28 protein-coding genes are annotated in these 24,204 nt (G+C 64.7%); 9 read left to right on the plus strand and 19 right to left on the minus strand.

Annotated elements, in window-relative coordinates:
• From CSC67_RS18155 to CSC67_RS18175, 5 genes are all read right to left on the minus strand, one after another.
• On the minus strand, positions 1-286 hold a 286-nt coding region (locus CSC67_RS18155), incomplete at its 3' end, for an efflux RND transporter permease subunit (RefSeq protein ID WP_135227480.1).
• Positions 287-300: 14 nt separating this feature from the next.
• A complete protein-coding gene (locus CSC67_RS18160; RefSeq protein WP_118995873.1) occupies positions 301-1,566 on the minus strand; it encodes an efflux RND transporter periplasmic adaptor subunit in 1,266 nt (421 codons plus the stop codon).
• Entirely contained in the window at positions 1,563-2,828 is a 1,266-nt protein-coding gene (locus CSC67_RS18165; protein ID WP_118995874.1) for a TolC family protein, read from the minus strand. The genes CSC67_RS18160 and CSC67_RS18165 overlap by 4 nt, the downstream gene beginning before the upstream one ends.
• Before the next feature lie 189 nt (positions 2,829-3,017).
• Entirely contained in the window at positions 3,018-3,365 is a 348-nt protein-coding gene (locus CSC67_RS18170; protein WP_118995875.1) for a hypothetical protein, read from the minus strand.
• Positions 3,366-3,455: 90 nt separating this feature from the next.
• On the minus strand, positions 3,456-3,986 hold the full coding sequence (locus tag CSC67_RS18175; RefSeq protein ID WP_167752956.1) for a toxin-antitoxin system YwqK family antitoxin: 531 nt from the start codon (positions 3,984-3,986) through the stop codon (positions 3,456-3,458).
• Positions 3,987-4,167: 181 nt separating this feature from the next.
• Here CSC67_RS18175 and CSC67_RS18180 point away from each other — a divergent pair, with 181 nt between their 5' ends.
• The 4 genes from CSC67_RS18180 to CSC67_RS18190 all read left to right on the plus strand — a co-directional run bounded on the left by CSC67_RS18180 (position 4,168) and on the right by CSC67_RS18190 (position 5,665).
• Positions 4,168-4,593 carry a VOC family protein gene (locus CSC67_RS18180; protein ID WP_118995877.1) on the plus strand — a complete coding sequence of 142 codons (426 nt, stop codon included), beginning with the start codon at positions 4,168-4,170 and terminating at the stop codon, positions 4,591-4,593.
• 30 nt (positions 4,594-4,623) lie between these two features.
• Positions 4,624-4,758, plus strand: coding sequence for a glycine zipper domain-containing protein (locus CSC67_RS21695; RefSeq protein ID WP_280813927.1), 135 nt, complete (start codon positions 4,624-4,626; stop codon positions 4,756-4,758).
• Positions 4,759-5,048: 290 nt separating this feature from the next.
• Positions 5,049-5,375 carry a type II toxin-antitoxin system RelE/ParE family toxin gene (locus tag CSC67_RS18185; RefSeq protein ID WP_118996021.1) on the plus strand — a complete coding sequence of 109 codons (327 nt, stop codon included), beginning with the start codon at positions 5,049-5,051 and terminating at the stop codon, positions 5,373-5,375.
• Positions 5,372-5,665: a helix-turn-helix domain-containing protein gene (locus CSC67_RS18190; RefSeq protein ID WP_118995878.1), complete on the plus strand. Its 294-nt coding sequence runs from the start codon at positions 5,372-5,374 to the stop codon at positions 5,663-5,665. Before CSC67_RS18185 ends, CSC67_RS18190 begins: the two co-directional genes overlap by 4 nt.
• Positions 5,666-5,726: 61 nt before the next feature.
• Here the strand turns inward: CSC67_RS18190 and CSC67_RS18195 are convergent, their stop codons facing one another.
• The 12 genes from CSC67_RS18195 to gspG all read right to left on the minus strand — a co-directional run bounded on the left by CSC67_RS18195 (position 5,727) and on the right by gspG (position 17,709).
• Complete coding sequence (locus tag CSC67_RS18195; protein ID WP_118995879.1) at positions 5,727-7,055, minus strand: amidohydrolase family protein; 1,329 nt, start codon at positions 7,053-7,055, stop codon at positions 5,727-5,729.
• Between the two features lie 226 nt (positions 7,056-7,281).
• Positions 7,282-8,487 (minus strand): type II secretion system inner membrane protein GspF, encoded by a 1,206-nt coding sequence (gene gspF / locus CSC67_RS18200; RefSeq protein ID WP_118995880.1) that lies wholly within the window; start codon positions 8,485-8,487, stop codon positions 7,282-7,284.
• 24 nt (positions 8,488-8,511) lie between these two features.
• Positions 8,512-9,933: a type II secretion system ATPase GspE gene (gspE, locus tag CSC67_RS18205; protein ID WP_118995881.1), complete on the minus strand. Its 1,422-nt coding sequence runs from the start codon at positions 9,931-9,933 to the stop codon at positions 8,512-8,514.
• Complete coding sequence (gspD, locus tag CSC67_RS18210) at positions 9,930-12,383, minus strand: type II secretion system secretin GspD (RefSeq protein ID WP_118995882.1); 2,454 nt, start codon at positions 12,381-12,383, stop codon at positions 9,930-9,932. Before gspD ends, gspE begins: the two co-directional genes overlap by 4 nt.
• A 44-nt stretch (positions 12,384-12,427) precedes the next feature.
• On the minus strand, positions 12,428-13,186 hold the full coding sequence (locus CSC67_RS18215; protein ID WP_118995883.1) for a general secretion pathway protein GspN: 759 nt from the start codon (positions 13,184-13,186) through the stop codon (positions 12,428-12,430).
• Positions 13,186-13,776, minus strand: coding sequence for a type II secretion system protein GspM (gene gspM / locus CSC67_RS18220; RefSeq protein WP_118995884.1), 591 nt, complete (start codon positions 13,774-13,776; stop codon positions 13,186-13,188). Before gspM ends, CSC67_RS18215 begins: the two co-directional genes overlap by 1 nt.
• A complete protein-coding gene (gene gspL / locus CSC67_RS21605) occupies positions 13,773-14,798 on the minus strand; it encodes a type II secretion system protein GspL (RefSeq protein ID WP_118995885.1) in 1,026 nt (341 codons plus the stop codon). The genes gspM and gspL overlap by 4 nt, the downstream gene beginning before the upstream one ends.
• Before the next feature lie 10 nt (positions 14,799-14,808).
• Complete coding sequence (gene gspK / locus CSC67_RS18230; RefSeq protein WP_245220285.1) at positions 14,809-15,708, minus strand: type II secretion system minor pseudopilin GspK; 900 nt, start codon at positions 15,706-15,708, stop codon at positions 14,809-14,811.
• Positions 15,705-16,391: a PulJ/GspJ family protein gene (locus CSC67_RS18235; RefSeq protein ID WP_118995887.1), complete on the minus strand. Its 687-nt coding sequence runs from the start codon at positions 16,389-16,391 to the stop codon at positions 15,705-15,707. Before CSC67_RS18235 ends, gspK begins: the two co-directional genes overlap by 4 nt.
• Positions 16,388-16,759 carry a type II secretion system minor pseudopilin GspI gene (gene gspI, locus CSC67_RS18240; RefSeq protein WP_118995888.1) on the minus strand — a complete coding sequence of 124 codons (372 nt, stop codon included), beginning with the start codon at positions 16,757-16,759 and terminating at the stop codon, positions 16,388-16,390. Before gspI ends, CSC67_RS18235 begins: the two co-directional genes overlap by 4 nt.
• The gene (gene gspH / locus CSC67_RS18245; RefSeq protein WP_167752957.1) at positions 16,752-17,321 is read right to left on the minus strand and encodes a type II secretion system minor pseudopilin GspH; all 570 of its coding nucleotides are present in this window, start codon (positions 17,319-17,321) and stop codon (positions 16,752-16,754) included. Before gspH ends, gspI begins: the two co-directional genes overlap by 8 nt.
• A complete protein-coding gene (gene gspG, locus CSC67_RS18250; protein ID WP_118995890.1) occupies positions 17,293-17,709 on the minus strand; it encodes a type II secretion system major pseudopilin GspG in 417 nt (138 codons plus the stop codon). The genes gspH and gspG overlap by 29 nt, the downstream gene beginning before the upstream one ends.
• A gap of 473 nt (positions 17,710-18,182) precedes the next feature.
• Here gspG and CSC67_RS18255 point away from each other — a divergent pair, with 473 nt between their 5' ends.
• On the plus strand, positions 18,183-18,629 hold the full coding sequence (locus tag CSC67_RS18255) for a type II secretion system protein N (protein WP_245220286.1): 447 nt from the start codon (positions 18,183-18,185) through the stop codon (positions 18,627-18,629).
• Here the strand turns inward: CSC67_RS18255 and CSC67_RS18260 are convergent.
• On the minus strand, positions 18,587-19,798 hold the full coding sequence (locus tag CSC67_RS18260) for a zinc-dependent alcohol dehydrogenase (protein ID WP_118995892.1): 1,212 nt from the start codon (positions 19,796-19,798) through the stop codon (positions 18,587-18,589). The two genes, CSC67_RS18255 and CSC67_RS18260, sit on opposite strands and share 43 nt — an antisense overlap.
• 76 nt (positions 19,799-19,874) lie before the next feature.
• Positions 19,875-20,387 (minus strand): ferritin-like domain-containing protein, encoded by a 513-nt coding sequence (locus tag CSC67_RS18265; protein ID WP_118995893.1) that lies wholly within the window; start codon positions 20,385-20,387, stop codon positions 19,875-19,877.
• Between the two features lie 262 nt (positions 20,388-20,649).
• Between CSC67_RS18265 and CSC67_RS18270 the strand changes: the two genes are divergently transcribed.
• The 4 genes from CSC67_RS18270 to CSC67_RS18285 are packed head-to-tail and all read left to right on the plus strand — an operon-like array spanning position 20,650 to position 24,201.
• Entirely contained in the window at positions 20,650-21,639 is a 990-nt protein-coding gene (locus CSC67_RS18270) for an ABC transporter substrate-binding protein (RefSeq protein WP_167752958.1), read from the plus strand.
• Positions 21,636-22,442, plus strand: a complete 807-nt coding sequence (locus tag CSC67_RS18275) for an ABC transporter permease (RefSeq protein WP_118995895.1) — start codon at positions 21,636-21,638, stop codon at positions 22,440-22,442. The genes CSC67_RS18270 and CSC67_RS18275 overlap by 4 nt, the downstream gene beginning before the upstream one ends.
• On the plus strand, positions 22,439-23,242 hold the full coding sequence (locus CSC67_RS18280) for an ABC transporter ATP-binding protein (RefSeq protein WP_118995896.1): 804 nt from the start codon (positions 22,439-22,441) through the stop codon (positions 23,240-23,242). The genes CSC67_RS18275 and CSC67_RS18280 overlap by 4 nt, the downstream gene beginning before the upstream one ends.
• 35 nt (positions 23,243-23,277) lie before the next feature.
• Positions 23,278-24,201 carry an ABC transporter substrate-binding protein gene (locus tag CSC67_RS18285; RefSeq protein WP_118995897.1) on the plus strand — a complete coding sequence of 308 codons (924 nt, stop codon included), beginning with the start codon at positions 23,278-23,280 and terminating at the stop codon, positions 24,199-24,201.
• Positions 24,202-24,204 lie beyond the last annotated feature (3 nt).

Raw genomic sequence — 24,204 nt, forward strand, 5'->3', positions numbered from 1 at the left:
TCACGGTGATTTGGGACAGCCCATAGCGCGAGAGCGAGCGGGTCTGCTCCAGATTGGGGATGCCGGCCATGACGGTTTCAAGCGGATAGGTCAGCCGTTGCTCGACTTCCAGGGGCGAATAGCCCGGTGCGGCAGTGTTGATCTGTACCTGAACATTGGTGATGTCGGGCACGGCGTCGATGGGAAGTCGCTGGTAGTTGAAGATGCCCAGCGCGGCCATGCCGAGCACGGCCAGTATGGTCAGCCAACGCTGCTCGATTGAAAAACGGATGATGCGTTCGAACACGGTGCTTCCTTTCTTCAGTGGCTGTGCGAGGCGCTGCCCTTGCCTAACTCGGATTTGATGACGAAGCTGTTGTCCACGGCGTAGCGCGCGCCGGCTTCCAGCCCCTCGAGTATTTCCACCGCCTTGGAATCGCGGCGGCCGGTTGTCACCGCCTGGGCGACAAACGCCGTGTCACGCCTTACGAACACCACGGCCTTTTCCTCCAGAGTGTGGATGGCCTCGGGCTTGATTGACACGGGCACTTCCACCTCGGAGGAAGCCACTTGGACGTTGACGAAGAGGCCCGGCCGCCAAGCTCGATCAGGGTTGCGCAGAGTGATCCGGGCCGTGGCGGTTCGGTTCTGCCGGCCCAGCAGGGAGCCGACATAGGAAACCGTTCCCTCGGCCCGCGATTCGAAGGCGGTGGCGCTGACCGTTGCATTGCTGCCCACGCGCACTACGCCCAGCGTCTCGGCGGGCACGCTGACGTCGGCCCATACGGTCGAAAGGTCGGAAATCTTGAAGATGGGGGCGTCAGCGGCCACCGTCTCTCCGAGCGCAATGCTTTTTTCGATGACCATGCCATCAAAGGGCGCCCGCACTTCAAGACGGTTGAGGCTTCCCGATTCGCCTGCGTCCGTTCCCAGCGCCTGAAGCTGCTCGAGCGCGTTGGCGACGGCGATCCGGGCTTCCTGCAGTTGCTGGCGAGCCTGCAGGTAGTCCTGCTCAGCGGAGATTTTCTCTTTCCATAGCTGCCGTTCGCGTTCGTAGGTGGTGGTGGCCAGAGCCAGGCGTTTTTGCTCCGCCCTCAATATGCTGCGTCGCTCCGATAGCTCCGGGCTGGCTATCACCGCCAGCACGTCGCCTTCTTCGACCTCTTGCCCAAGCTCGACATGCACCGCCTGGACGACTCCCGGCAAGCGCGGCGCCAATTGCGCTGTACGATTTGCGTTGAAGACGATTTCGCCTGGTAATTGAAGCGCGTCCCGGATGTGCGCGGGGCCCGCCGTGGCCATCGTGATGCCGGCGGCTTCGATTTGCTCGTCCGTAAAGGCTGCTTCGTCTTCGTGCTGCTCGCCATTCTCAGATGCTCCGCCGTCCTCACGGACATGCGCCGATTGCCCGGCCTCCCTGGCGTCAGCAGCATGATCGTGCTCATCGTGTCCAGAACCGGCGCCTTCGGATGCCGTGCTTGTAAGAATCAAAGAGCCCAGCAGCACGCCGAGGAGAATGATTATGGCGATCAGTACAGCCTGCCGGCAAAGGCGTTTCGAACCTATCGTGTTTGGAGCGTTTTTCATAGTGAGCCCCGTCCGAGGATACGGTCTATTTGCGCAAGCGCTCGATAGGCGTCCGACAGCGCCGAGAGGTGTCGCGCGCGCGCCTGGAACAATGTCCTTTGCGCGTCCAGTACGTCGATGAAGCCGAACTTTCCAGCCTCGAACCCCCTCTTTCCTCTTTCGAACGCGGTGTGGGCGCTGGGCAGGACTTCGGATTCGAGTCTCGATGCGGTGTTCTTGGCGATGTCGAATTGTGTGACGGCCCGTTGCAGTTGCGTTTGAAGACGCGTTTTAAGGCCCAGATAGTCGTCTCGGCTCTTGTATGCGAGCATCGAGGCTTCATAGATGTTGCCCTGGTTCCGGTCGAAAAGAGGCAAAGGAATGGAGACGCCCAGCATCATCTGGTTGCGTCCCAGTTCATTGTTGCGAATTACGCCGGCGCTGACTTCGACGTCGGGATAGCGTTTGCTTCGCTCTACTTCGATTTGGGCCCGGCTTCGATCCGCCTCGAGTCGCGCGGCTTGTATGGACGGCGACCGCTCCAGCGCCGCGACCAGCTCGTCCAGATCGGGCCGATCCGGCGGCATGGCGATCAGTCCTTCTGCTTTTGTGAACTGCGGTGAAGGATTGCCCCACAGCACGGAGAGGTCGCGGCGGGCCACCTCCAGCGCACTGACCGCTTGGGCCCGTTCCAGCTCGGCGTCGGCCAGTTCGACCCGAGCCCTGTCCGCATCGAGCGGCGGCGCTTTTCCCGCCTCGACCCGCTTGTCCGCGATCCGGTATGCGTCACGCGCGACGTCCACGGTTTGCGTCGATAGGGCCACCTGCTCTTGCGCGGCCAATACTTCGAAAAAGGCTGCCACCGCCTGTGACCGCACGTCCGCACGGATCTGCTCTGCTTCCCGGCGCGCCCTATCGCGAGCCAGCTTGGCGGTGGCGATGCGCGCATCGCGCTTGCCCCCAAGTTCTATGGGAACACTCAAGGTCGTCGTGGTGTTGCGCGTAGCTTTTCGGGACGTATCCTCTACCTCGATGCCCAGTACCGGGTTCGGCCTTGTTCGAGCCTGAAGGACGACCCCTTCCGACGAGTCGGCGGCGTAGCGGGCGGACGAGAGTGAATAATTGTTGTCCAGGGCCAGTTCCAGGGCTTGATCCAGGGTCAGAGGGGCGGCGGGGTCGGCCCGCGCCGCCGGAACTGCTTCATGATGGGAAGGCAGAGGCTGAGCCGATGCCGCACCCCATAGGGCCATGGCGGCCCCGATTAGGACTGATGCGCTGCGCATGGAATGCTCCAAGATTGTCTATCGACGTACTTGATTCTTGGGCAGTGCCGGGGATATGCAGCGACGATGCCGCCTATGAACGCGGGTTGCGCAGGCGATTGGGTGCCAATGAGGTGTCGTGCTGCCTGTCCCAGCTACTGCATGGTAGGCGGGACGACGCGGGATGGAGATGGGGTCGCGTCGTGCCGCTTAGGCTGACGCCACCCATTTGGGCCGTTCCGGCCTGTCGACGACGGTCTGCCGAACGAACTGTGGTTCGTAGATCGGAGGAACGGCAGACGATGAAAAAGAAAGCGCACGCAATGGAAAGCTGTCGATGACCGACAATGCGTGCAGCCCGCAAAAACGATCTTCATGGTGCGCGTTTGCTGCGCCGGCGGATTCTTCTTTATCGCTGTCCGTGCCCTGCAGCTTTTGGCCTTCGGAATGGGGGTGCAGGCAGGTTTCGTGTTGCTGGACCGTGTACATGCTGACCACCCCCCAGGAAGCCTGGAGAGGCATGAGGGCGAGAAGAAGGATGAGCACGATCTTTTTCATTGGTGCCGCGATTGTACTTTATTTGGCTTCCGCTTCGCGGCGGAATAGGCCGTTCTCGCGGCCTGCCGAATGACGAGATCAAATGCGGCCTCAGGGCAGCCGGCGCGATCCGTCGGGATAAAAGCCCTGCTCTTTGCCGGCCACTCCGTCCGCGCCGATTTTCTTTTCTGAAACGAGAGTGCCCGAGGCATCGTAGGTTTGCTCGGCTTTGAGCTTCCCGCGTTCGTCATAGAAGCGATGCAGGCCTACCCGCTTGAACCGCCCTTGCATCACGCCGCTGGCCTGCAGCAGGCCCAGATCGGAAAAATACTCGACATAGTTCCCCGGCGGGCCTTTCGGGTCGCGCAGCGCCTGATTCACATGTTTTTCGCGTACCTGGCCATTCATATACCAGAACGTCGCGCGCATTTGCTCGCCGTTCACGAACTCCTGATCACGCAGCGGCTTTCCGTCCTGCGACCATTCGCGCTCGGTCGCCTTCAGCTCTGAGCCATTTTTTTGTTCTATGACTTCATAGATCAATTGCCCATTCGATGCATATTCTTTGCGATGTTCGCCGCCCGGGATCGAGGTGACCACGGACTGCCCCGCAAGCGACGAGTTGACTTCGGCGGCCGCCACCGGAGACAGCAAGGCGAATGTGGCGGCAAGGACGAAACTTCTGACATGCATTCGGAAGCACTCCGTGAGCGAGGGATGGGATACACAATATATACCGCTCCGCTTCGTCGTAACAATTCCTCAAAACCGTGCGCGCGCTGTGCACCTATCATGAAGGATTGGACCAAGCAGGAGCCGAGCCATGCCCGACGCGCATACTGAACCGCCCCGCCTCTTCCCTACTTTGCGTTGCCAGGACGCGAATCGGATGATCCGGTGGCTGATCGATGTCTATGGTTTTACCGAACACGTCGTCTACCGCGACGGCGACGAAGTGCAGCACGCCGAACTGGCGTTCGGATCTTCGATATTGATGCTGGGCCAGCACAGGGACGACGACTACGGCAAGCTGGTGGGAAGCCCCGAGGGGCGGCGCACCGATTCCTTGTACATGGCGGTGGACGACCCGGACGCCCTGTATGAAAAAGCCAAGGCCGCCGGCGCGGTCATCGAGCGCGAGCCTGCCGACACCGACTATGGCAGCCGCGAGTTCTCATGCCGCGACCCCGAATCCAATCTCTGGACTTTCGGCACATACTGGCCCAAGGCGGGCAAGCCGCATCCTTGAGACGACTTGGCAAACCGACATGGAGCCATCATGAACTGGGGAGTCTGGACCGCCGTCGGCGTAGGCATAGGCGCAGCGATCGGCGTTGCGATGGACAGCATCGGCACGGGCATAGGCATGGGCATAGGAATCGGCATTGCCCTGGGAATCGCCGCGAAGCAATGACAATTTTGCAATGACAGCATTAGTTTGAATCTGTCATCGAGCTTTCGCCGCATTCCGCACTTCGACATGCCTGGAACGCGTTAATAGAGTGAACAAAATGTCGCGAAGGGATGTTCCTGCGGGACGGATCGCTGCATTATGAGCGTCTCAATCGAACGGTCGACCGCAGGATCGGGCGACAGCGCTCTGGGAGTCCGTCCCCCACCATGATCAACACATCTCGGAAATGTGGGACGAAGCGCATTCTATGCAAATACTTGCATAACCACATAAATGGCGAGATAATTTCCATGAAGCCGCTCAGCTTTGTCGCTTCCAGCTTGAAAGACTTACGGATGATGCCCGCAGATGTCCGGCATGCATTAGGTATTGAGCTGATGGTCGTGCAGCACGGCGGTATACCAAGCGATTTCAAGCCCATACTTAGTGTCGGCGCAGGAATATACGAAATTCGCTATCGAGATGCGAATGGTGCATTTCGAGTGATCTATGTAGCCAAGTTTGCGGACGCAGTCTACGTACTACATGCTTTTCAGAAGAAAACTCGGAAAACCTCGAGGGCAGATATCGACTTGGCGGCTGCCCGTTATAGAAAGTTGATCAAGACGCTGAAATGAAAGAGCAAGCCCTTACCATCACTGAAAGCAGCGGCAATGTATTTGCCGATCTCGGCTTTGGCACTGTAGAGGCCGAAGTAATGAAAATGCGTACCGAGGTCATGATACGCACTGCCCAGCGGCTGAAAGAACAAGGCTGGACTCAAGCAGAATCTGCGCGACGTCTTGGCATCACTCAGCCGCGTGTTTCGCGGCTGATGAAGGGCAAGGTCGAGGACTTCAGTCTGGATATGCTTCTAACCCTGGCTGCGCGCGCGGGTCTGCGCGCGCAGCTGAGATTATCTTCTTGAAGCTTGCTATTGGTGCGGATATACCTTTGCGCTATCGACGGTAGCCAAGACCGCATAGAAACTACTGTTTTGCGTAGGCGTCGGCCACGTCGCTTTTGAGTTTGTCGAGGGCGGCCTTCGAGAAGTAGTGGCCTTTCAGGAAGACGCCGTCGATCTTGCCAAGGTTGTCGACGCTGTCGAGCGGATTGGCTTCCAGCAGTACCAGATCGGCGTTCTTGCCCTCTTCCACCGTCCCCATGCTGGCCTGGCGGTTCAGGAACTCGGCGGGGTTCAATGTCGTCGCCTGCAGCACTTCGAGCGGCGACAGGCCCGCAGCGGCCAGTTCTTGGAACTCTTGCTGCAGGCTGAAGCCGGCTATGAGCCAGATGCCGCCGATGTCCGAGCCAGTGAGCATCTTCACGCCGTTGCGTTGCATGAGCAAGGTAGCGCGCTTTTGCAACTCATAGTAGTTCTGCAAGGTCGTGACCGCGCTGGCCGGCAAGGTCGAGAACCGATCTCCCACTTCGTTCCAGTTCGCACGCCTGGACTCTTCTACATAAATAAGATTCGGATCCTGTCTGTAGAGTGGATCGTTGCCCCAATCCTGAGTGCGCAGCCGGATGAGCGATGGTATCTGCCATGTGCTGTTGTGCACGAAGGCCTGGCTGAGCGCCTTGCACGTGTTCTCGTCGTAGGTGTCAAGGACACGCTGGTAGAACGGCGCATTCTGTCGACCATCGTAGGCTCTGGGGTTCAAGATGAAGTCGGCCATATTGATGCCCGACGGTCGGTAGCTTTGCGCCAGGAATTCCGTGCGTATGTCCTGGGCCTGTGTCGAACAATCCATGAGCAACCCGATTCCCGCTCCCAGATGGTCTATATACGGCATGCCGCGGTTGCTCGTGTCAAAAGTACTCTCGGCCGGGTTCAGGTGTGCCTCCCCGCCGGCGAAGATGGCTTCCGGCGCGTCGACGAGGCCCGCCGCGCTATCCGCGTTCAGCTGCTCGCCCCGCTCTTCGCTGGAGAGATCTTGGTCGCGAAACGCGGTGACGCCGTTGGCGATCATCAGCGGAAAGAAGTTGGGCTGCAGATCGATGGCCTCCATTACGTGCGTGTGCATGTCGTTATAGCCCGGCACGACGTATTTGCCGGCTGCGTCCACCTCTTGCGCGGTGCCCGTCACACGTACCGGCTCGCTGGTAATGGTCTGGATTTTTCCTTCGTTCACGACGATGGTGCGTCCTGGCTGCAGCGAGCCGTCGCGCGTGTCGACGATAGTGGCGTTGCGGATTACAAAGCCCTGAGCCACCTTGGTCGAACTGTCGCCGCTGCTGCCGCAGGCCGCCAGTAGCGAGGCCGCCACGGCGGCACAAAAAAAGCCGGAAAGCCGCCTATTGAATGTGACAGTCATGTTTGTCTCCTCTTGAATAGTTATTTTGATGCCCACCTTAAATGGCCGTCCCGTTTCGTCGGCCTTTAATTGTGTACAGCTAGTGTGGGTCGTGGGGAGTTATGCGTCTATATAATCAATGTCATTGTTTCTATGCAATTTATTCATAGTGCATGCGCACGCCAGGCAGCTCGCTGGATGCTTATGGGGCGGAGAGTTCCGCGAATAACGCTGGCGCGGATGCTGGCTATTGCACCAGCTGATTGATCTCGATGATGGGCATCATCACGGCCAGCACGATCACCAGCACGATGCCGCCCATGATCAGAATCATCATGGGCTCGAGCACGGCGGTCATGGTCATGGCGCGCCGCTCCAGTTCGAGCGACAGGACGCCGGCGGCGCGGTCCAGCATGGCGGGCAGCTCACCCGTGCGTTCGCCGCTGCCCACCAGATGAATCAGCAGCGGCGGAAAGACTTTTTGCGCCTGCAGCGCCTGGGCCAGCGGGCTGCCCTCTCGCACGCGATGGGTGGCTTCGTCCACGGCCGCCTGCAGTTTGCGGTTCTTGAGCGTGCGGCGCGAGGCGTCCAGGGCCGTGAGCAGGGGCACGTTGCTGCCGGTCAGGATGGCCAGGGTGGCCGCAAAGCGCGCCACGTCCACGCCCATGGCGTAGCGCCCGAACACGGGCAGGCGCAGCACGCGGGCGTGCCATGCCAGGCGGGCGGCCGGGTTGCGCAGGCTCAGGCGCCACAGGCCGAACAGCGCCGCCAGGCCGGCGGCCGTCAGCAGGCCCCAGTTGCGGGCGAAGTCGCTGGCGGCCAGCATCATGCGGGTCAGCAGTGGCAGGGTCTGGTGGGCCTGGGTGAAGGCGCCCACCACTTGCGGCACCACATAGCTGAGCAGGAAGATGACGATGCCGATGGACACGACAGTGACGATGATGGGATAGATGAAGGCGGTCAGCACTTTGTTGCGCAGCGCGCCGCGCGACTCGATGTAGTCGGCCAGCCTTTCCAGCACCTGGGCTAGGTCGCCCGACTGTTCTCCGGCGTCGACCAGGGCCCGATAGATTTCCGGGAAGTCGCGCGGGTGCGCGGCCAGGGCCTCGCCCAGGCGATGGCCGGCGCGCACGTCGTCGCGCACCGCCGCCAGGGTCTGGGCGACGTGGCGGCGCTCGGCCTGTTCCAGGGTGGCGCGCAGCGCGGCCTCGAGAGGCAGTCTGGCGGCGAGCAGGCTGGCCAGCTGACGGGTGAGCCAGCCCAGGTCGGCGTCGCTGATCCTGGCCCCGGCCGACCAGCCCTGCCCTGCCCGCTTGCGCGTCTCGCGCACGGAAAGCGGCAGCAGCCCCCTCGCGCGCAGGGCCTGGCGCGCGCTGCGCTCGCTGTCGGCGTCTATCATGCCGCGGTCGCTGCGGCCGGTGGCGTCGACGGCTTCGTACTGATAGGAAGGCATGGCGTACTCCGTAAAGCCCGTGCGTCAGGCGTCGCGCGTGACGCGCGCGACTTCTTCCCGCGATGTGACGCCCTGCCCGACCCAGCGCTGGGCGTCCTGGCTCAGGGTGCGCATGCCCGCCCCGTGCGCGGCGCGGCGCAGGGCCTGCTCGCCCTCGTCGGCATGGATCATCTCCCGCAACGTCTCGTCCAGCACGAAAAGTTCATGCACCCCCGTGCGTCCGCTGTAGCCGGTGTGGCCGCAGGACGCGCAGCCGCCTGGATTCCAGCCGGAACTGCCGTCGGGTTGCGGCACCTTGCAGTGTGCGCACAGCTTGCGCACCAGGCGCTGGGCCAGCACGCCGCGCAGCGTGGACGCCAGCAGGAAAGGCTCGACCCCCATGTCGACCAGGCGGGTCACGGCGGAGACGGCGTCGTTGGTGTGCAGCGTGGCCAGCACCAGATGGCCGGTCAGCGAGGCCTGCACGGCGATCTGGGCGGTTTCCAGGTCGCGGATCTCGCCGATCATGATCACGTCGGGGTCCTGGCGCAAGATGGCGCGCAGCGCGTTGGCGAAAGTGAGATCGATGCGGGCGTTGACCTGGGTCTGGCCTATGCCCGGCAAGTCGTATTCGATCGGGTCCTCGACCGTGAGGATGTTGGTGGTGGAGGCGTCGAGGCGCCCCAGGGCGGCGTACAGCGTGGTGGTCTTGCCGCTGCCGGTGGGGCCGGTCACCAGGAAGATGCCGTGCGGCTGGCGGATCAGGGAATCCAGGCCCTGCAGCACGTCGGACGCCATGCCCAGGCGTTCGAGCTGCAGGCGGCCCGCTTCTTTATCGAGCAGGCGCAGCACGGCGCGCTCGCCGTGGCCGGTGGGCAGCGTGGAGACCCGCACGTCGATGGGCCGCCCTCCCACGCGCAGGGCGATGCGGCCGTCCTGCGGCAGGCGCTTCTCGGCGATGTCCAGGCTGGCCATGATCTTGATGCGCGACACCAGGGCGTTGTGCAGCGCGCGGCGAGGGCTGACGATGTCGCGCAGCGTGCCGTCCACCCGGTATCGCACCACCGAATGCGTCTCGAAGGGTTCGATGTGGATGTCGCTGGCGCCGTCCCGCGCCGCCTGGGTGAACAAGGCGTTGATCATGCGGATGATGGGCGCATCGTCGCTGGTCTCGAGCAGGTCTTCGATCTCGGGCATGTCCTGCATCAGGCGGTCCAGATCGATCTCGCTGGCCGCGGCATCCACGATCTCGGCCGCATCGCCAGTCTGGGCGTAGGCGGCGGCCAGCAGCGTGTCCAGCTCCGCGTCGCTGACCTCGCGCACCGGCAGCGCGCCGTGGCGGCGGCGTATCTCGGCCAGCGCCCAGGCGGGCGTGCGTTCCGAAATGGTCAGCGCGGCGCCCGCGGCGCCGGTCTGGATCAAGGCCCGATGAGCGCGGGCCCAGGCATAGGGCAGGCGCGAGATCATAGCGGGCCGAGCGGGTCGAGCGGCTCGGGCCGGGTGGGTACCGGCACGGCCTGGGACTGCGGCGCGTCGGGCTCGATGGGCGCGTCGCGGCGCAGGCCGCGCAGGTCCAGCAGGCCGGTGGCCGGGTCGCGCTGGATGTCGGGCAGCTTGGCGGTGGTGGCTCCGGGTACCAGCCACGAGGCCCTGACGGGCAGGCCGGCCTGGGCGGCGCGCATGTAGTTGTAGCGGTCCAGGGTCAGGCTGGCGCCGTCCTGGGCGGTGCGCACGATATGGGGTCTCAGGAAGACCATGAGGTTGGTCTTGCTGCGCCCGCGCTTCTGGTACTTGAACAGATTGCCCAGTATGGGAATATCGCCCAGCAGCGGCACCGAGGTGGTGGAATCGTCCACTGTGTCTTCCAGCAGGCCGCCCAGCACGATGATCTGCCCGTCGTCGACCAGCACATTGGTTTCCAGCGCGCGCTTGCGGGTGATGATGTTGCCGCTGGACAGCGAGGACGTCGAGGGATCGATGCTGCTGACCTCCTGGTACAGCGAGAGCTTGACCGTGCCGCCCTCGGAGATCTGCGGCCGGATGCGCAGGGTCAGGCCGACGTCTTCGCGCTGCACTGTCTGGAAGGGATTGCTGGCCCCGTCGCCGGTGGTGGTGTAGGAACCGGTCACGAACGGCACGGTGCGGCCGACGATGATGCTGGCCTGCTCATTGTCCAGCGTCATGAGGTTGGGCGTGGAAAGGATATTGACCCCGCCCTGCCTTTGCATGGCGCGCGCCAGCACGCCCAGGTTGAGCAACTGGGTGCCCAGCACGTCCACCGTGCCCTTGACCACCCCGAGGTTCAGGCCGGAACCCAGCGCGTCGATCGTGGTGCGCGAGTTGGCCAGGTTGGCGCCGATGCCGGTGCCGCCCAGATTGGTGCCGCCGAAAAAGGAGGTGCCGCCGCTGTTGATGCTGTCGGCGCCGGTCATCCACTGCACGCCGATCTCGGCGGCGTCCTCGGCGTTGACTTCGACGATGAGGCTTTCGATCAGCACCTGGGCGCGGCGCTGGTCGAGCAGGTCGATGACCTCGCGCAGGCTGCGGTACAAGGGGTCGGGCGCCGAAATGATGAGGGTGTTGGTGGTGGGGTCGGCCTGCACGGTGGCGCCGCCGGCCGAGAACGCCACGGCCTGCTGATTGCCGTTGCGGAAGTCCGGCATGGAGGCGCCCATGCCCGTGCCTGTACCGGTGCCCGCGCTGGTGGCGTTCGTCCCGACGTTGGAGGCGAACGCTCCCTCCAGCGGCGACGAGTTGCCGCTTCCATCCAGGGTGCTGTCCAGCATCGAGTCGCCGGAGGCCGAGCCCGAACCGCCCTGCCCCGTCAAGGCGCCGCGCAGTACTTCGGCCAGATGGGTGGCCTGCGCGTTGCGCAGATAGACCACGTGCAGATTGCCGGCGCGCGATTCGGGGCTGTCGATCTGGCGGATCAGGTCGCGCGCGAGCTTCAGGCGCTCGGGCGTGCTGGCTCTGACCAGCACGGCATTGCTGCGCGGGTCGGCGACGATGGTGGTGGACTGCTGGGCCTGCTCTGCACCGCCCCCCGAGGCCTGCAGAAGCTGCTGTGCGAGGGCGGCGACGTCCAGGGCCACGCCGTATTCGACGGGGATGACGTCGGTATTGATGGCCATGGGCGTGTCGATGCGCGCGATGACGTCGGCGACGCGGTCCAGATTGTCGGCGTAGTCGGTGATGACCAGCGTGTTGTTGCCGGCATGGGCGGCAATGGTGTTGTTGGGCGCAACCATAGGGCGCAATATGGGTACCATGGCGGCCGCGCTTTCATAGCGCAGCGGAAACACCCGAGTCACGAGCTCGCCGCCGCGCGCCGCCTGGCCGCCGGAGACGACCGGGCCGCCTTGCAGCTTGGCATCGGCTTCGGGCACCACACGGCTGACGCCGTCCACGTCGATCACGGCAAAACCCTGCATGCGCAGCGCGCCCAGCAGCATGGAGTACGCAGTGTCTGCATCCACCGGCGTGTCCGACACCAGGGTCAGCTGCCCCCTCACGCGCGGGTCCACCACGAAGTTGCGCCCGGTGAACTGGGCCAGCGCCCGTACCACCCCCTGCAGGTCGGCCTCGTTGAAATTGAGCGTGGTGCGCTCCCCGGTCGCCGACTCCCCCGTCCTGCGCGCCGGGACCTCGTCCTCGTATGTCGGACGCTGCTGTATGGGCGGCAAGGCGCGCGGCCTGGCGCGCTGCGCAGGGGCCGGCTCGGTGTAGGGCCTGGCCTCTTGCGGCTGGTCGGAGCCCACCGCCGTATACGCCACCAGAGGCATTCTGTCCGACTGCATGCCGGCGTCGTTGGCCGCGCAGCCGCCCAGCGCCAGAGCGAGCATCAGCATGGGCAGACGCAGACGGTGTCCCGCAAGCTGCATGGACGGATGTTCCGGGGTACGAGAAAAAATGGTCATGGCTACAGTAGTTTGAGTAAGCAGGCTCTGATCGTGTTTCGCGACTAACGTATTTTCAGAAGGGTCTGGCCGCCTTGGCCGGCGGTGGGGCCCATCGCGGCAAGCAGGCCTTGCAGTGCCGCATGGGTATCGCCGGTGGCCGATTCCGCCACCCAGGCTTTGCCGTCGAACTGGGCGCCCGAACGCGACAAACTGCCGGCGCCCTCCATCATCAAGGGCCCGCGCCCGGTTACCAGCGCCATCGCGACCGCATCGCCGGAACCTTGCTTCAGCGTGAGAGTGTAGTCGCCCATGGGCTGCACGCGTGTGAGCGAAGAAGACGCATTGCGCCATTGGGCGGTCAGCAGCGGCGAGTCGCTCGAGGCGGAGACATGGCGCCCCAGCGTAAGCGCGGGCCAGTTCAGGTGCACCTCGCCGCCCGGATCCAGCGTATTGAACATGGCATGCACGGTGGTCAGCACCGAGGCGGGCAACTGCAGCGACTGGGCCGAAAGGCGCAGGCCGCCCCAGCCCGGCGACAGCGCGAGCGGGCCGCGCAGCCAGGGATGGCTCAGCACCAGCCTCGGCCCGCCGTCGAAGGCCAGGCGCCATTGCAGCGGGTCGGGCAAGGTGCGCCGCAAGCCGCCCACGCCCACGGCGATGGTGGCGCTGGCCGACCACATGGTGCCCGACGCATCGGTGATCACGACGGGAGACGAGTCGGGAATCCAGGCCATGGCCCAGCGGGCCGGCAGCGCCCACAGTGCGGCCGCGATCGCCACGGCCAGCAGCAGCGCCATCCAGGCAAAGCGAAAGCCTCGCATCACAGGGCCTCCTTGGTGGCCAAGGCCAGCACGATGGCGCCCGTGAGCTGGCCGGGCCGATCGCGTCCGTCGACGTTGCTGCGCGCCAGATCGACCTGGCGTGTCTGTACCTGGGCGACGAAGGGCAGGCTGGACATCCATTCGACGATGCGTCCCGCCGGGGCGTTGGCAAAGCGGACCTGCCATTGGGCTTCGTCCGGCGCGGTGTCGGTCAGGCGACTGAATTCGCTCAGGGAATCGAGCCCGGCGCTGCGCAGGCTGGCCTGGAGGGCCTGTCCGGTTTCATCGGCGGACATCGCGCCCGAACGGCCGCGATCCAGGGCCCAGGCCTCGAGAATGATGGCGTCGAGCCGGCTTGCCTGGGCCTGCAGGACAGGCAGCTGCGCGCGTGCGCTGTCTACGCGTTCCAGCGCCGGCTTCAAGCCTATCGTCCAGAGCAAGGCGGCCGCCAGCAGCAGCGCCCCGCCCCGCAAAAGCGTCTGTTCGCGCCGAGTGCGCCGCTTCCAGGCCAGCCGGCCCTGTTCGGCGAGAGGTTCGAGCCGCGCGCGCAGGGACTGTCCGAACCGGGATAGCGTGTCGCGGATGCTCATGACGCCTTTACCCCGTTTTGCGCGGCAACGGGCCGCTTGGCCCGCCAGACGTGAGGCTGGCTGTCGTCTTTTTCCAGCACTACCTGTTGAACGGCGGCGGACTGGGCCAGCGCGGCTTCGTTGGCCGGCGGCGCATAACCTTCGGCCAGGGTCAGCGTAAGCACGCCGTTCTCGTAGTGCAGCCCCCGTACGTGGCCCTGGGCGAAATCCAGTACCTGGGCGGCCGCCAGCGCCAGAGGCATGAAGTCGTCGTCGGCGCTGACGCCCTGCGCGCGCCTGAGTGCATCGCGCTGGTTCTGCGCCTGACGCACGGGATCGATGACGACGGGAATCTGGGGAAAGGCGTGCGTAACGGCCTGCCTCATATTGCGCTGCAGGCTATCGACTTCGCCCTGAAGGCGGCCGGCGTAGCCGTTGAGTCCCACTATCCATAACGCCGCGGCGGCTGCGCCCCACCATGCCGCCTTGCGCCAACGACCGCCCGCCGACGCAGGGCGCAGGCTGTCATGCGCCAGCGACCAGGCGGGCAAAGGCGCCAGCCACCTGGGCCCCGCCGGCAGCTGCAGCGCTTGGCCGGGCTGGGCGTCGCCCGCCGGCAAGGCCAGAGCGTGGGGAATGAAGGCCGCGATGTCCAGTCCGGCATCGGCCAGCATCGTCCAGGCGTCCGCCAGGGGCCGGCGTGTCGTCCATGCCACGGTCACGGCGCCGTCGGGTGCGCGCGCGCCGTGCGCCACGCACAGCTGCTCGATGTCCGACAAGACCATGGGCTCGATGCTGCCCAGCACCGCGGCGTCCAGGCGCTGGGCCGACACGGGAGGAACCGTGACCTGGGCCACGATGGCGTCGTCGGGATGCAGAATGGCGTACACAGCCTGGGAGCCGGCGTGCGCGCCCAGTTCGATGGCCGTCTGCTCGCCCGAGCGTGCGGCGCGCCCTTCGCGATCGACCTGGACGAAGGCGATGGGCGTGTCGGAGGAAAGGCGTTCGAGGGGCGGCAAGGCCAGGCGCAGATGTTGTTTCATGTTGTTGGTATCAGTAGGTCACCCAGCGGACCGATGCGAGCCCCTGGTTGCCGCGGTGAAGCAATGCCCGCATCCCGACCAAGGTAGCCCCTACGGTAACCTCGCCTGTGACGCGAAACCAATTGCTGTTTACGCTTATGCGTTGCCCGGCGTCTTTCTCCTTGCTGCGCACGCGATTGACGAAATCCGCACGGTTGGTGAACCACAGCCCCCTGTCCCGCTGCACGACCAGTTCGCGCGCGCCGGCCAGGCCCAGCTTGCCGACCACCGCGCCCAGCACTTCGGCCGACGCCGTATTGGCGTTGACCGGGGTGGCCGCGGGCAGCACTGTGATGAACGGCTGCAGGGTGTCGATGATACGCGGCGTGAAGCCCTCCAGCATGCGCAGATCGTCGATGCCTCGCAGCCCCACCGCGCGCGGCGGGCCGCTTTCGGTGAACTGCGCCGCGGCCACGCGCCGGGCCATCACTTCGGCAAGGGCCGGATCGATGTCCAGCCATTGCAGCAGGCTTTCCAGCGCCTGGACCTCGCCCGGATCGATGCGTCCTCCCTCGGCCAGATTGCGTAGATTGTATTTGCTTTGCTCGTCTTCCATCTGCCCCGAGAACAAAGCGCGGTTCGGATCCTCGGCGGTGCCCACCGGCAGGCCGATGATGGGCCGGGCCCAGATTCCGTCCAGGCGGGTCGTGGGGCTGTTGCGCGCATCCATCAGCAGCACCACGCGCGACCAGTCCAGCCCGCCCTGCAGCAGCCAGGCGGCCTGGGCGCGGTCGCGTTCGGTGACGAGAATGTTCGCCAGCACCCCCTGCCGTTCGACGACGGACGTGGCCAGGGCCGATGCCGCCACGACCACGAGCAAGGCGGCAATGACCGCCATGCCGCGCTGACGAAGCTCCGCCCGCGCGTTCATGGCAGCACCACCACTTTGCGATAGGGCTTGCCGCTGGCCGCGCCGCGTCGATACAAGGCGATCTCCAGGCCGGTGACGCCGGAACCGGCGGCCTGCCCCGGCGTGTTCGCGCTGGCGTCGGCCTGCGCATTGGCGGACGCGCCGTCCCGCACCGCGCTCGGCGGGTCCACCCAGCCCCTTCCCGCTTGCCACATTCTCACCGTCAGCGTATCGACATCCTCCAGAACGACGACGCCGGTCTCGGCTGCGGGCAGAGGCAGCAGATACGACGGCGCGCCGATGGCCCTGATGAGCTTGCCCTCTTGTAAATGCCAGCGCAGCTGCTGCCACAGGCCGTCGCCCGCCGAGCGCACCAGGCTCAGCCCGATTTCCGGATCCCAGGCGATGCCCGCGGGCAAGCGCGCCGACGACTTCGCGGCGCCGCCGGAAGCCGCATCCGACACCGTCGAAATCTGATCCGGAAGCACGTCGGCCCCCGCATGCAGCTGGACGTCGCGCTCGATCTGGCCCAGCGCACGTACGATCGAAAGGGTTTCCTCTGCGCGCTCGTCCAGGCGTTCTCCCGTTTGCTGCACGGCATCCAGGCCGCGCCAGGAAATGAGGCTGACCAGCGCCATGAGGGTCAGCGCCACCAGCACTTCAATGAGGGTAAAGCCCTGCTGGGACCGGCGGATGTCTTTCATCTGACTCGGGACAACAGGCCATCGAGCTCGGTCAGCACGGGGCCGCCGGCCAGGCTGACACGCACGGTGATGCGGCGGAAATCGGGATTGGGAGTGCCCTGCACCACCTGCTCGCAGCGAAAGCCGAGCGGGCCTTGCGGGCATGGCTGGGCGCGGCGCCCTACCGCGGGAAACACCGCCTGCAGCCGTATTTCGGAAAGGAAGTTCTGCGCCGCCTGCTGGGCGAGGCTGCGCTCCTGCATGCCGCGCACGCCGCTGGCGCCCACGCCCAGGGCCCGCACACAGGCGGCCAGCGCCACGCCCGCGATGGCCAGCGCCACCAACACCTCGATGAGCGTGAAGCCGCGCTGGCGGCCGGGGTTAGTCATGCTCCACCACGAAGCGTCCATTGCCCAAGCGGGAAAGCACCACCGTCCGATCATCCGAAGTCAACTCCATCCGGAGGGGTCCGGGGATCCAGTCCGGCCCGAAGACCAACTTGTCTTCGGGAAGAATGCGGACGGCGACCGGCTCTTCGGACGTCCACTCGCGGGGACGCAGCACGGTGCCCGCGCCCAGCGCGGTGTCCTGCACGGGCTGGCCCCGGGCCGCCAGCCGGGCGGGCAGAATCAGCCTGCGGGGCAGGCGCACGAAACGGTAGCCTTCGCCATCGTGCTCCCAGGCGATGGCCTGGCCGCTGGCCCGGGCCTCGACCTGGGCGGCGGTGAACAGCTGCGCCAGCCGCAAAGCGTCCTGGCGCAAGGCGCGGGCGCCATTGTCGCCGAAGGCCGAAACGCTGGCCAAAGCGGTCGCGATGCCGATGATGACCAGAACGATCATCATCTCCAGCAAGGTGAAGCCTTGTTGACGCGGCGCCTTGCCTGAATCCCCGGCGCCGCGCCGGACGAAGCGCTGCCGAAGGTCAGCGAGCCCAGGAACCGATGTCGGCATCGACGCCTTCGCCTCCGGGTTGCCGGTCGGCGCCCAGCGAAAACACGTCGATTTCGCCATGCACCCCGGGATTGAGATACTGATAGGGGGTGTTCCAGGGGTCGTTGGGCATGCGGTCCATATACGCTGTCCCCTTGCCTTCCCCGCTCACGAGCGCACCCAGGCCTTGGTCGGTGGTCGGATAGCGTCCATGATCCAGGCGATACAGCTTGAGCGCCTGCATGATGGCGCCGATGTCCTGCTTGGCCGCGACTACGCGCGCCTGGTCCGGACGGTCCATGACATTGGGCACCACCAGCGCGGCCAGCACGCCCATGATGACCACCACGACCATGATTTCGATGAGTGAAAAGCCCCGCTGGAGCGCCGCGCGCCGCGCATCGGGCATAGAGGAGGAAAGTACGCCCAGCCTGGAAGAGGAGAAATTGCCTGTCATTGCGATGAAAATGAAACTATCCGGCGCCGCACGCCGCGCAGCCGGAAAAGGAATAAATTAGATACATTCGAGGGTCGAAAGCATGCTACTCGCCGCGAAACGCCGCCGTCAATGATATTTAACATCTTCAATCGGTCAAAATGATGAAAGCCTGGGCATTCATCCAAAATTCATAGTTGTTTGCGGCGCGTACAGCCTGGACGGATCGTGTTCTGCGACGCCGGATCTGGACGCCGCTTGCACGATCCGGTGCGTGCGGGCGGGTGGCCGAGGCGGCGAATCGACATGGCCGCAACAGCGGTCCCGATGATCCGGACAGCAAAAGTGGATGCGTTTTACAATTTTTTAAGGCATGATTGGCGCCTGAAAGCCACCCTTTCCATCTTCATAGCTACTGCTTCATGTTTGCACCCGGACTCCCCTCCTTGAGCTGGCTCAGCCAGCGCGGCCCCCGACTCGCCCAGGCGGCGGCCATGCTGGCCGTGGCGGCCGGCATAGGTTTATGGGGCGCCCTGCTGTTGGCGCCCCGCCCCGCCGCGGCGCCTCCCGCTCTGGCTGCGGGCCCCGCGCCGGGCCAGGATGTAACGCCCGTGGCCAACTGGTTCGGTGGTGGAAGCGCCCGCCTGCGCGTGGCCGTGGTCGGCCTGATCGCGTCCGGCGAGCGTGGCGCCGCCCTTCTGTCCATCAATGGCGGCAAGCCCGAAGCGTATCGTGTCGGCCAGACGCTTGCCCAGGGCGTTACGCTCTCGGCCGTGCTGCCCCATGGTGTTTCGATCGATCAAGACGGCATCATCGAAGACATTTCGGTGCCTGCGCCGGCGCGGCCGGCTCAGGGATTCGTTCCCGTCGCCGCGCCCGCCGCCGGCCGATAGCCCGGCTTCATGACGACCTTGATGCATCCGTCCTGCTTGTCGCGGAAGGTCTGGTACATCTCGGGCCCTTGCTCCAGGGCGACGGTGTGAGTAATGACGAATGACGGGTCGATCTGCCCTTCGGCAATCCGCAGCAGCAGGTCGTCCGCCCATCTATTGACGTGCGTCTGCCCCATTCGCCACGTAAGGCCCTTGTTCATCGAGGCGCCGAACGGAATCTTGTCCACGAGGCCTCCGTATACGCCGGGTATGGACAGGATGCCCCCCGGCCGGCATACATAGATCATTTCCCTGAGTACGTGCGGCCGATCGGTCTCCAGCAAAGCGGCCTGCTTGATCCGGTCGTAGACTGAATCGAGCGAGCGCGTCGCGTGAGACTCCATGCCGACGGCGTCGATGCATTTTTCGGGCCCCTTGCCCTGCGTCAGTTCATTGAGCCTTTCGACGACGCTTTCGTCGTCGAAATTGATGCTTATGGCGCCGGCCCGCACCGCCATCGCCAGCCGTTCGGGGACATTGTCTATGGCCACCACCTGGCGCGCGCCCATGATCACCGCGCTGCGGATCGCCATCTGGCCCACCGGACCAGCCCCCCAAACGGCCACCGTGTCGCTGGGCTGGATCTCGCACTGCATCGCGGCCTGCCATCCCGTCGGAAGGATGTCGCCCAGAAACAGCGCCTGTTCGTCGCTCATGCCCGCCGGCACTTTGATGTGGGTGGTGTCCGCGAAAGGCACGCGCACATATTCGGCTTGGCCACCCGGATAGCCACCGGTCAGGTGGGTATAGCCGAACAGCCCGGCGCCGGTGTGCCCGAACAGCTTGGAGGCGAGTGCGGCATTGGGGTTGCTGCGTTCGCACAAGGAGAAATTACGCAGGCGGCATTGCTCGCACTCGCCGCAGAAGATGGTAAAGGGAATCACGACGCGGTCGCCCGGCCGCAGCGCCTTGTTGTCCTTGCCCACCTCGACGACTTCGCCCATGAATTCATGGCCCATGACGTCGCCGGATTTCATGCCCTTCATGAACCCGTCGAACAGATGCAGGTCCGACCCGCAGATGGCGCAAGAGGAGACCTTTACGATGGCGTCTCTTGGAGCCTCGATCACGGGATCGGGAGCGGTTTCATGGCGTATGTCGTGTTTGCCGTGCCATCGTAGTGCTTTCATGATGTTCTTCCTGGGATGAGCGGGTTGCGCTCAGGCACTCCCGCAAGTTCGCACGCAGCCGGCGCGTGATGAATGCCTAGTGCTTGGCCGTGGTGTCGGGCGTTTCGTCGCGCGCGAGGAACTTCTGCACCGTTCCCGGCAGGCGCTCCGCCAGCCAGTTGGCCATGGCCTCTTCTTCGGGCAGGATCTGCTCGCAGACCCGCTGGGTCTCGACGTCTCCGCATAGCTCCGCCGCCGCGATCAAAGCGCGATAGCTGGCGATCTCCATATGTTCGAAGGCATAGCTGGCAAGGCTCGCCTTGACGACCTCGTCCGAGACGAACATGCCGCTCATGCCCTGCGCCATGGCCATCATCTTGGCTGTCGCGTCCTTGACCGCCGAGGTATCTCCGCCCAGGCGTTCGATGCAGCCGCGCACCATTTGGGCCTGCCTGCGGGTTTCTTCGATGTGCTGCTGTATCCGCGCCTTCAATTCAGGGTAGTTCTCAAGCCTTTCGGCCGTCTTGGTCAGCATTTTCTCGGCTTGCTCTTCCATGGCGTGCGCATCTCGCAGCCAGTCCAGTAGATTCTCTTCAGCTCGTGTAGTCATGATCGTCCTCGTCTCTGCATAGTCAATGTACGGGCGGCGCCCCTGCCCGCGGCAGCGGTACGCCGCGCGGCGTGGAGAAGTTCAGCAAGCGTCAGACCCGTATTCCCCTCGCCTTCCAGGCACATATCGTTATTCCAAATAATTTGTAGTTGTTATATCGACAAACTATTAATATTGTGGAAACGATGCCGGCGGCGACGCCATGCCGCGACATGCGCGGCCGGCCATCAGGCACAAGAATCCGAATCCGAGACGAGCACCTATGGCAACCATGCGTATACATCGAACATTTTCCAGCCCCGTCAAGAAACTGCTGGCCTCTTCCTTTCTGCTTCTGGCCGCCGCGGCGTCGGTGCTGGCGGCCGCGCCGGCAAGCGCCGAAGCCCTGCGCATCGCGGCTTTCGGACCGCTGAACAATGAATCCATCGCCGTGGCCATTGCGCTGGACCAGGGCTTGTACAAGGAAGCCGGCATCGACGCCGAGCTGATCACCTTCAAGGGCGGCGCGCCGGCGGTGCAGGCCCTGGCCGGCAAGGCGGTGGATGTTTGCATCTGTTCGCCCGAGCATGTGATCAGGCTTACGAATCGCGGCCTGGATGCGCATGTCATCGTGCCCTTGTCCAACATCACCAGCTACGTGCTGTTCGGCCCCAAGGACAGCCCGGTCGACGACATCGCCCAGCTCAAGGGCAGGAAGATCGGCATCACCTCGCCCGGCAGCAAGACCGATGGCCTGGTGCGGCTGGCGCTCGAACGCGCCGGCCTGGACCCGGACAAGGACGCCAGCATCGTGGGCATAGGCGGTTCGGCCAACAACCTGGCCGCCATCAAGGCCGGCCATGTGGACGCCGGCATGGTGTCGGGGCTCGAAGTGTTGCTGGCGGAACAGCAATTTACCGCCGTCTACGACTGGCGCAAGTCCAAGACCGCCAGTCTGGCGCTCATCGGCCTGGACAGCTGGGCCAAGGCGAACCCCGAACTGGTGCGCAAATTCATTCAGACCACGCTGAAAGCGGCGGAGATCGCCGCGCAGGACAAGACCAGGCGCGACGACGCCCTGCTCGAGTTCTATCCCAATATCGACGCGGAGCTGATACGCGGCAATTCCGACCGGCTGGTCGAATCGGTGCTGACACGGCCGCGTTTCACTGAAGCCGAGTTCGAGACACTGCAGTCCGACACGCTGGCGCTCGAACCCGAGCTCAAGCCCATCTCCTACGACGCCTTCAATCCGGACTTCCTCGGCCAATGACGGCGGGCGCGCGCATGAAGGCGGCCAGGCCCGCCTTCCCGGGTGCCACGCGAAGCGCAGCCCGGCTGGCATTCGACCGGCTGGTGCTGCTGGCCGTGGGGCTGGCTGCATGGGAGGCCGCTGCCGTCTGGCTGATCGATCCCCTGTGGATAGGCCGGCCCAGCCTGATCGGGGCCCGCCTGTGGCAATTGGCCGTTTCGGGCGAGTTGTGGCGGCATGCCTGGACCACGCTGCTCGAGGCCGGCCTGGGCCTGATGCTGGCCTTCGCCGTGGGGGTTCCCATCGGCATACTCATGGCTCGTTTCAAGTACGGCGCGGCTGTGGCCGAGCCTTACGTGATGGCGCTGTACAGCATGCCCCGCGTGGCCCTGGCCCCGCTGTTCATCATCTGGTTCGGCATCGACCTGTTCTCCAAGGTGATGATGGCCTTCTCCATCGTGGTGTTCATCTTCATCCTCAACATCCACGAAGGGCTGAAGACGGTCGACAAGGACATCGTCGACCTGTTTCGAACCATGCGAGCGCCCACACCCTATCTGATACGCAAGGTGCTGATTCCCTGGATCGAGCCCTGGATCATCGCCTCCATGCGCCTGGCGATCGGCTCGGCCCTCATCGGCGCCATCGTGGGCGAACTGATCGGTTCCAGCAGGGGCCTGGGCTGGTACATCGAGAACAGCGCCGGCCGCCTGGACACCACCGGCGTTTTCGCCGGCCTGGCGGTGCTGGTCGTGATCGCGGCCCTGGCCAACTCGGGCGTGGGCTGGCTGGAACGGCGCAGGCTGGGATGGAGGAACGCATGAACGGCTCGAATGCGAGGCCGGCATCGGGCCATATCGCCTTCAAGGGGATACGGGTGCGCTTCTCGTCCTCCGCCGGGCAGGACGTGCTGGTCATGGACGGCTTCGACCTGGAGATCCCCGCCGGGCAGTTCGTCGCCATCGTCGGCCCCAGCGGCTGCGGCAAATCGACGCTGCTGCGGGTGCTGTCTGGCCTGGTGCGGGCGGACGCGGGCACTGCCTTGATAGACGGCCTGACCGCCGACGAAACCGCCGAGCGCATCGGCTTCATGTTCCAGCGCGACACCCTGCTTCCCTGGGCCTCCGTGCAGGACAACATTTCCATCGGGCTCGAGCTGGCGCATGCGCCCGCCGCCACGGCCAGGGAGCGCATCCGCGAACTGGTCGATTTCCTGAAGCTGACGGGCTTCGAACGCCACATGCCCCACCAGCTTTCGGGCGGCATGCGCCAGCGTGTTTCGCTGGGCCGCCTGCTGGCCTATGACCCCGACATCTTCCTGATGGACGAGCCCTTCGGCGCGCTCGACAGCCAGACCAAGGCGGTGATGGGCCGCGAGCTGCTGCGCATCTGGGAGCGCCACCAGCGCACCGTGCTGTTCGTCACGCATGACATCGAAGAGGCTGTCACGCTGTCCGACCGGGTCATCGTTATGTCGCCCCGCCCGGGCGCGATACGCCTGGACCTTTCCATTGATCTGCCGCGGCCGCGCGACCCGCGGCTGCTGCGCAAAGAGCCCGCCTACATCGACTATGTCGATCGCATCTGGCGCGAAATCGACGCCGGCGCACCCGCGCTGGACTAAACAACCTCCTTGCATGACAACAACCGGAGACAAGCATGATCATCGCGGTTCCCGACCTGATTTCCACCTCGTACTTTCCGGCCATTGCGGCGGTGAAGCTGGGCCTCTTCGAGGAGGAAGGTCTCGATGTGCGGCTCGAGCGCATTTCGCCCGTCAACCGCTGCATGGAGGCGCTGCGCGACGGCAGCATCCAGTTCGCCGCGGCGTCGGCGCACGCCGTGCCGTCCGCCTTTCCTGAATGGAAGGGCGCCAAGCTGCTGGCGGCCCTGTCCCAGAACATGTATTGGTTCCTGGTGCTGCGCAAAGACCTGCAGGCCGGGAAAGGCGACATCACGGCCGTCAAGGGCTTGCGCATCGGCGCCGCGCCCTGGGTCGATGTCGGCCTGAAGAAGCTGCTGGCCGATGCGGGCATCGACGAGGAGCGCGATGGGGTGAAGATAGGCCCCGTACCCGGCGCTTTCCTGGGCGATAACATGAATTTCGGCGTGGCGGCGGCAAAAGCACTCGAGGCGGGCCTGATCGACGGTTTCTGGGCCAACGGCATGGGCGCCGAGGTGGCGGTGCGCAGCGGCGCGGGCGACATCATCATCGACGCGCGGCGCGGAGACGGCCCGCCGCAGGCCAAGGGCTATACTTTTTCGGCCCTGGCCACCTCGGACGCCTTTATCCGGCAGCACCCCGAAGCCGCGGCGGCGGCCGTACGCGCCCTGGTCAAGACACATCAGAGGCTGAAAGCGGATCCCGGCCTGGCACCCCAGGCGACCCGGGATATCTTTCCCCCCGAACAGACGGCTCTGATCGAAGCGCTGATCGCGCGCGACCTGCCTTTCTACTCGCCCGACATCTCGCGTCAGACCCTGGACAACCTGAACGATTTCCAGACCGCCATGGGCCTGGTCACCGCCCCGGTCGCCTACGAGGACGCCGTCGCAACGCAATACAGCCGTCTGTGGCAATGAGCC

The organism is Pusillimonas caeni (assembly GCF_003545815.1).
Classification (GTDB): Bacteria; Pseudomonadota; Gammaproteobacteria; order Burkholderiales; family Burkholderiaceae_B; genus Pusillimonas; species Pusillimonas caeni.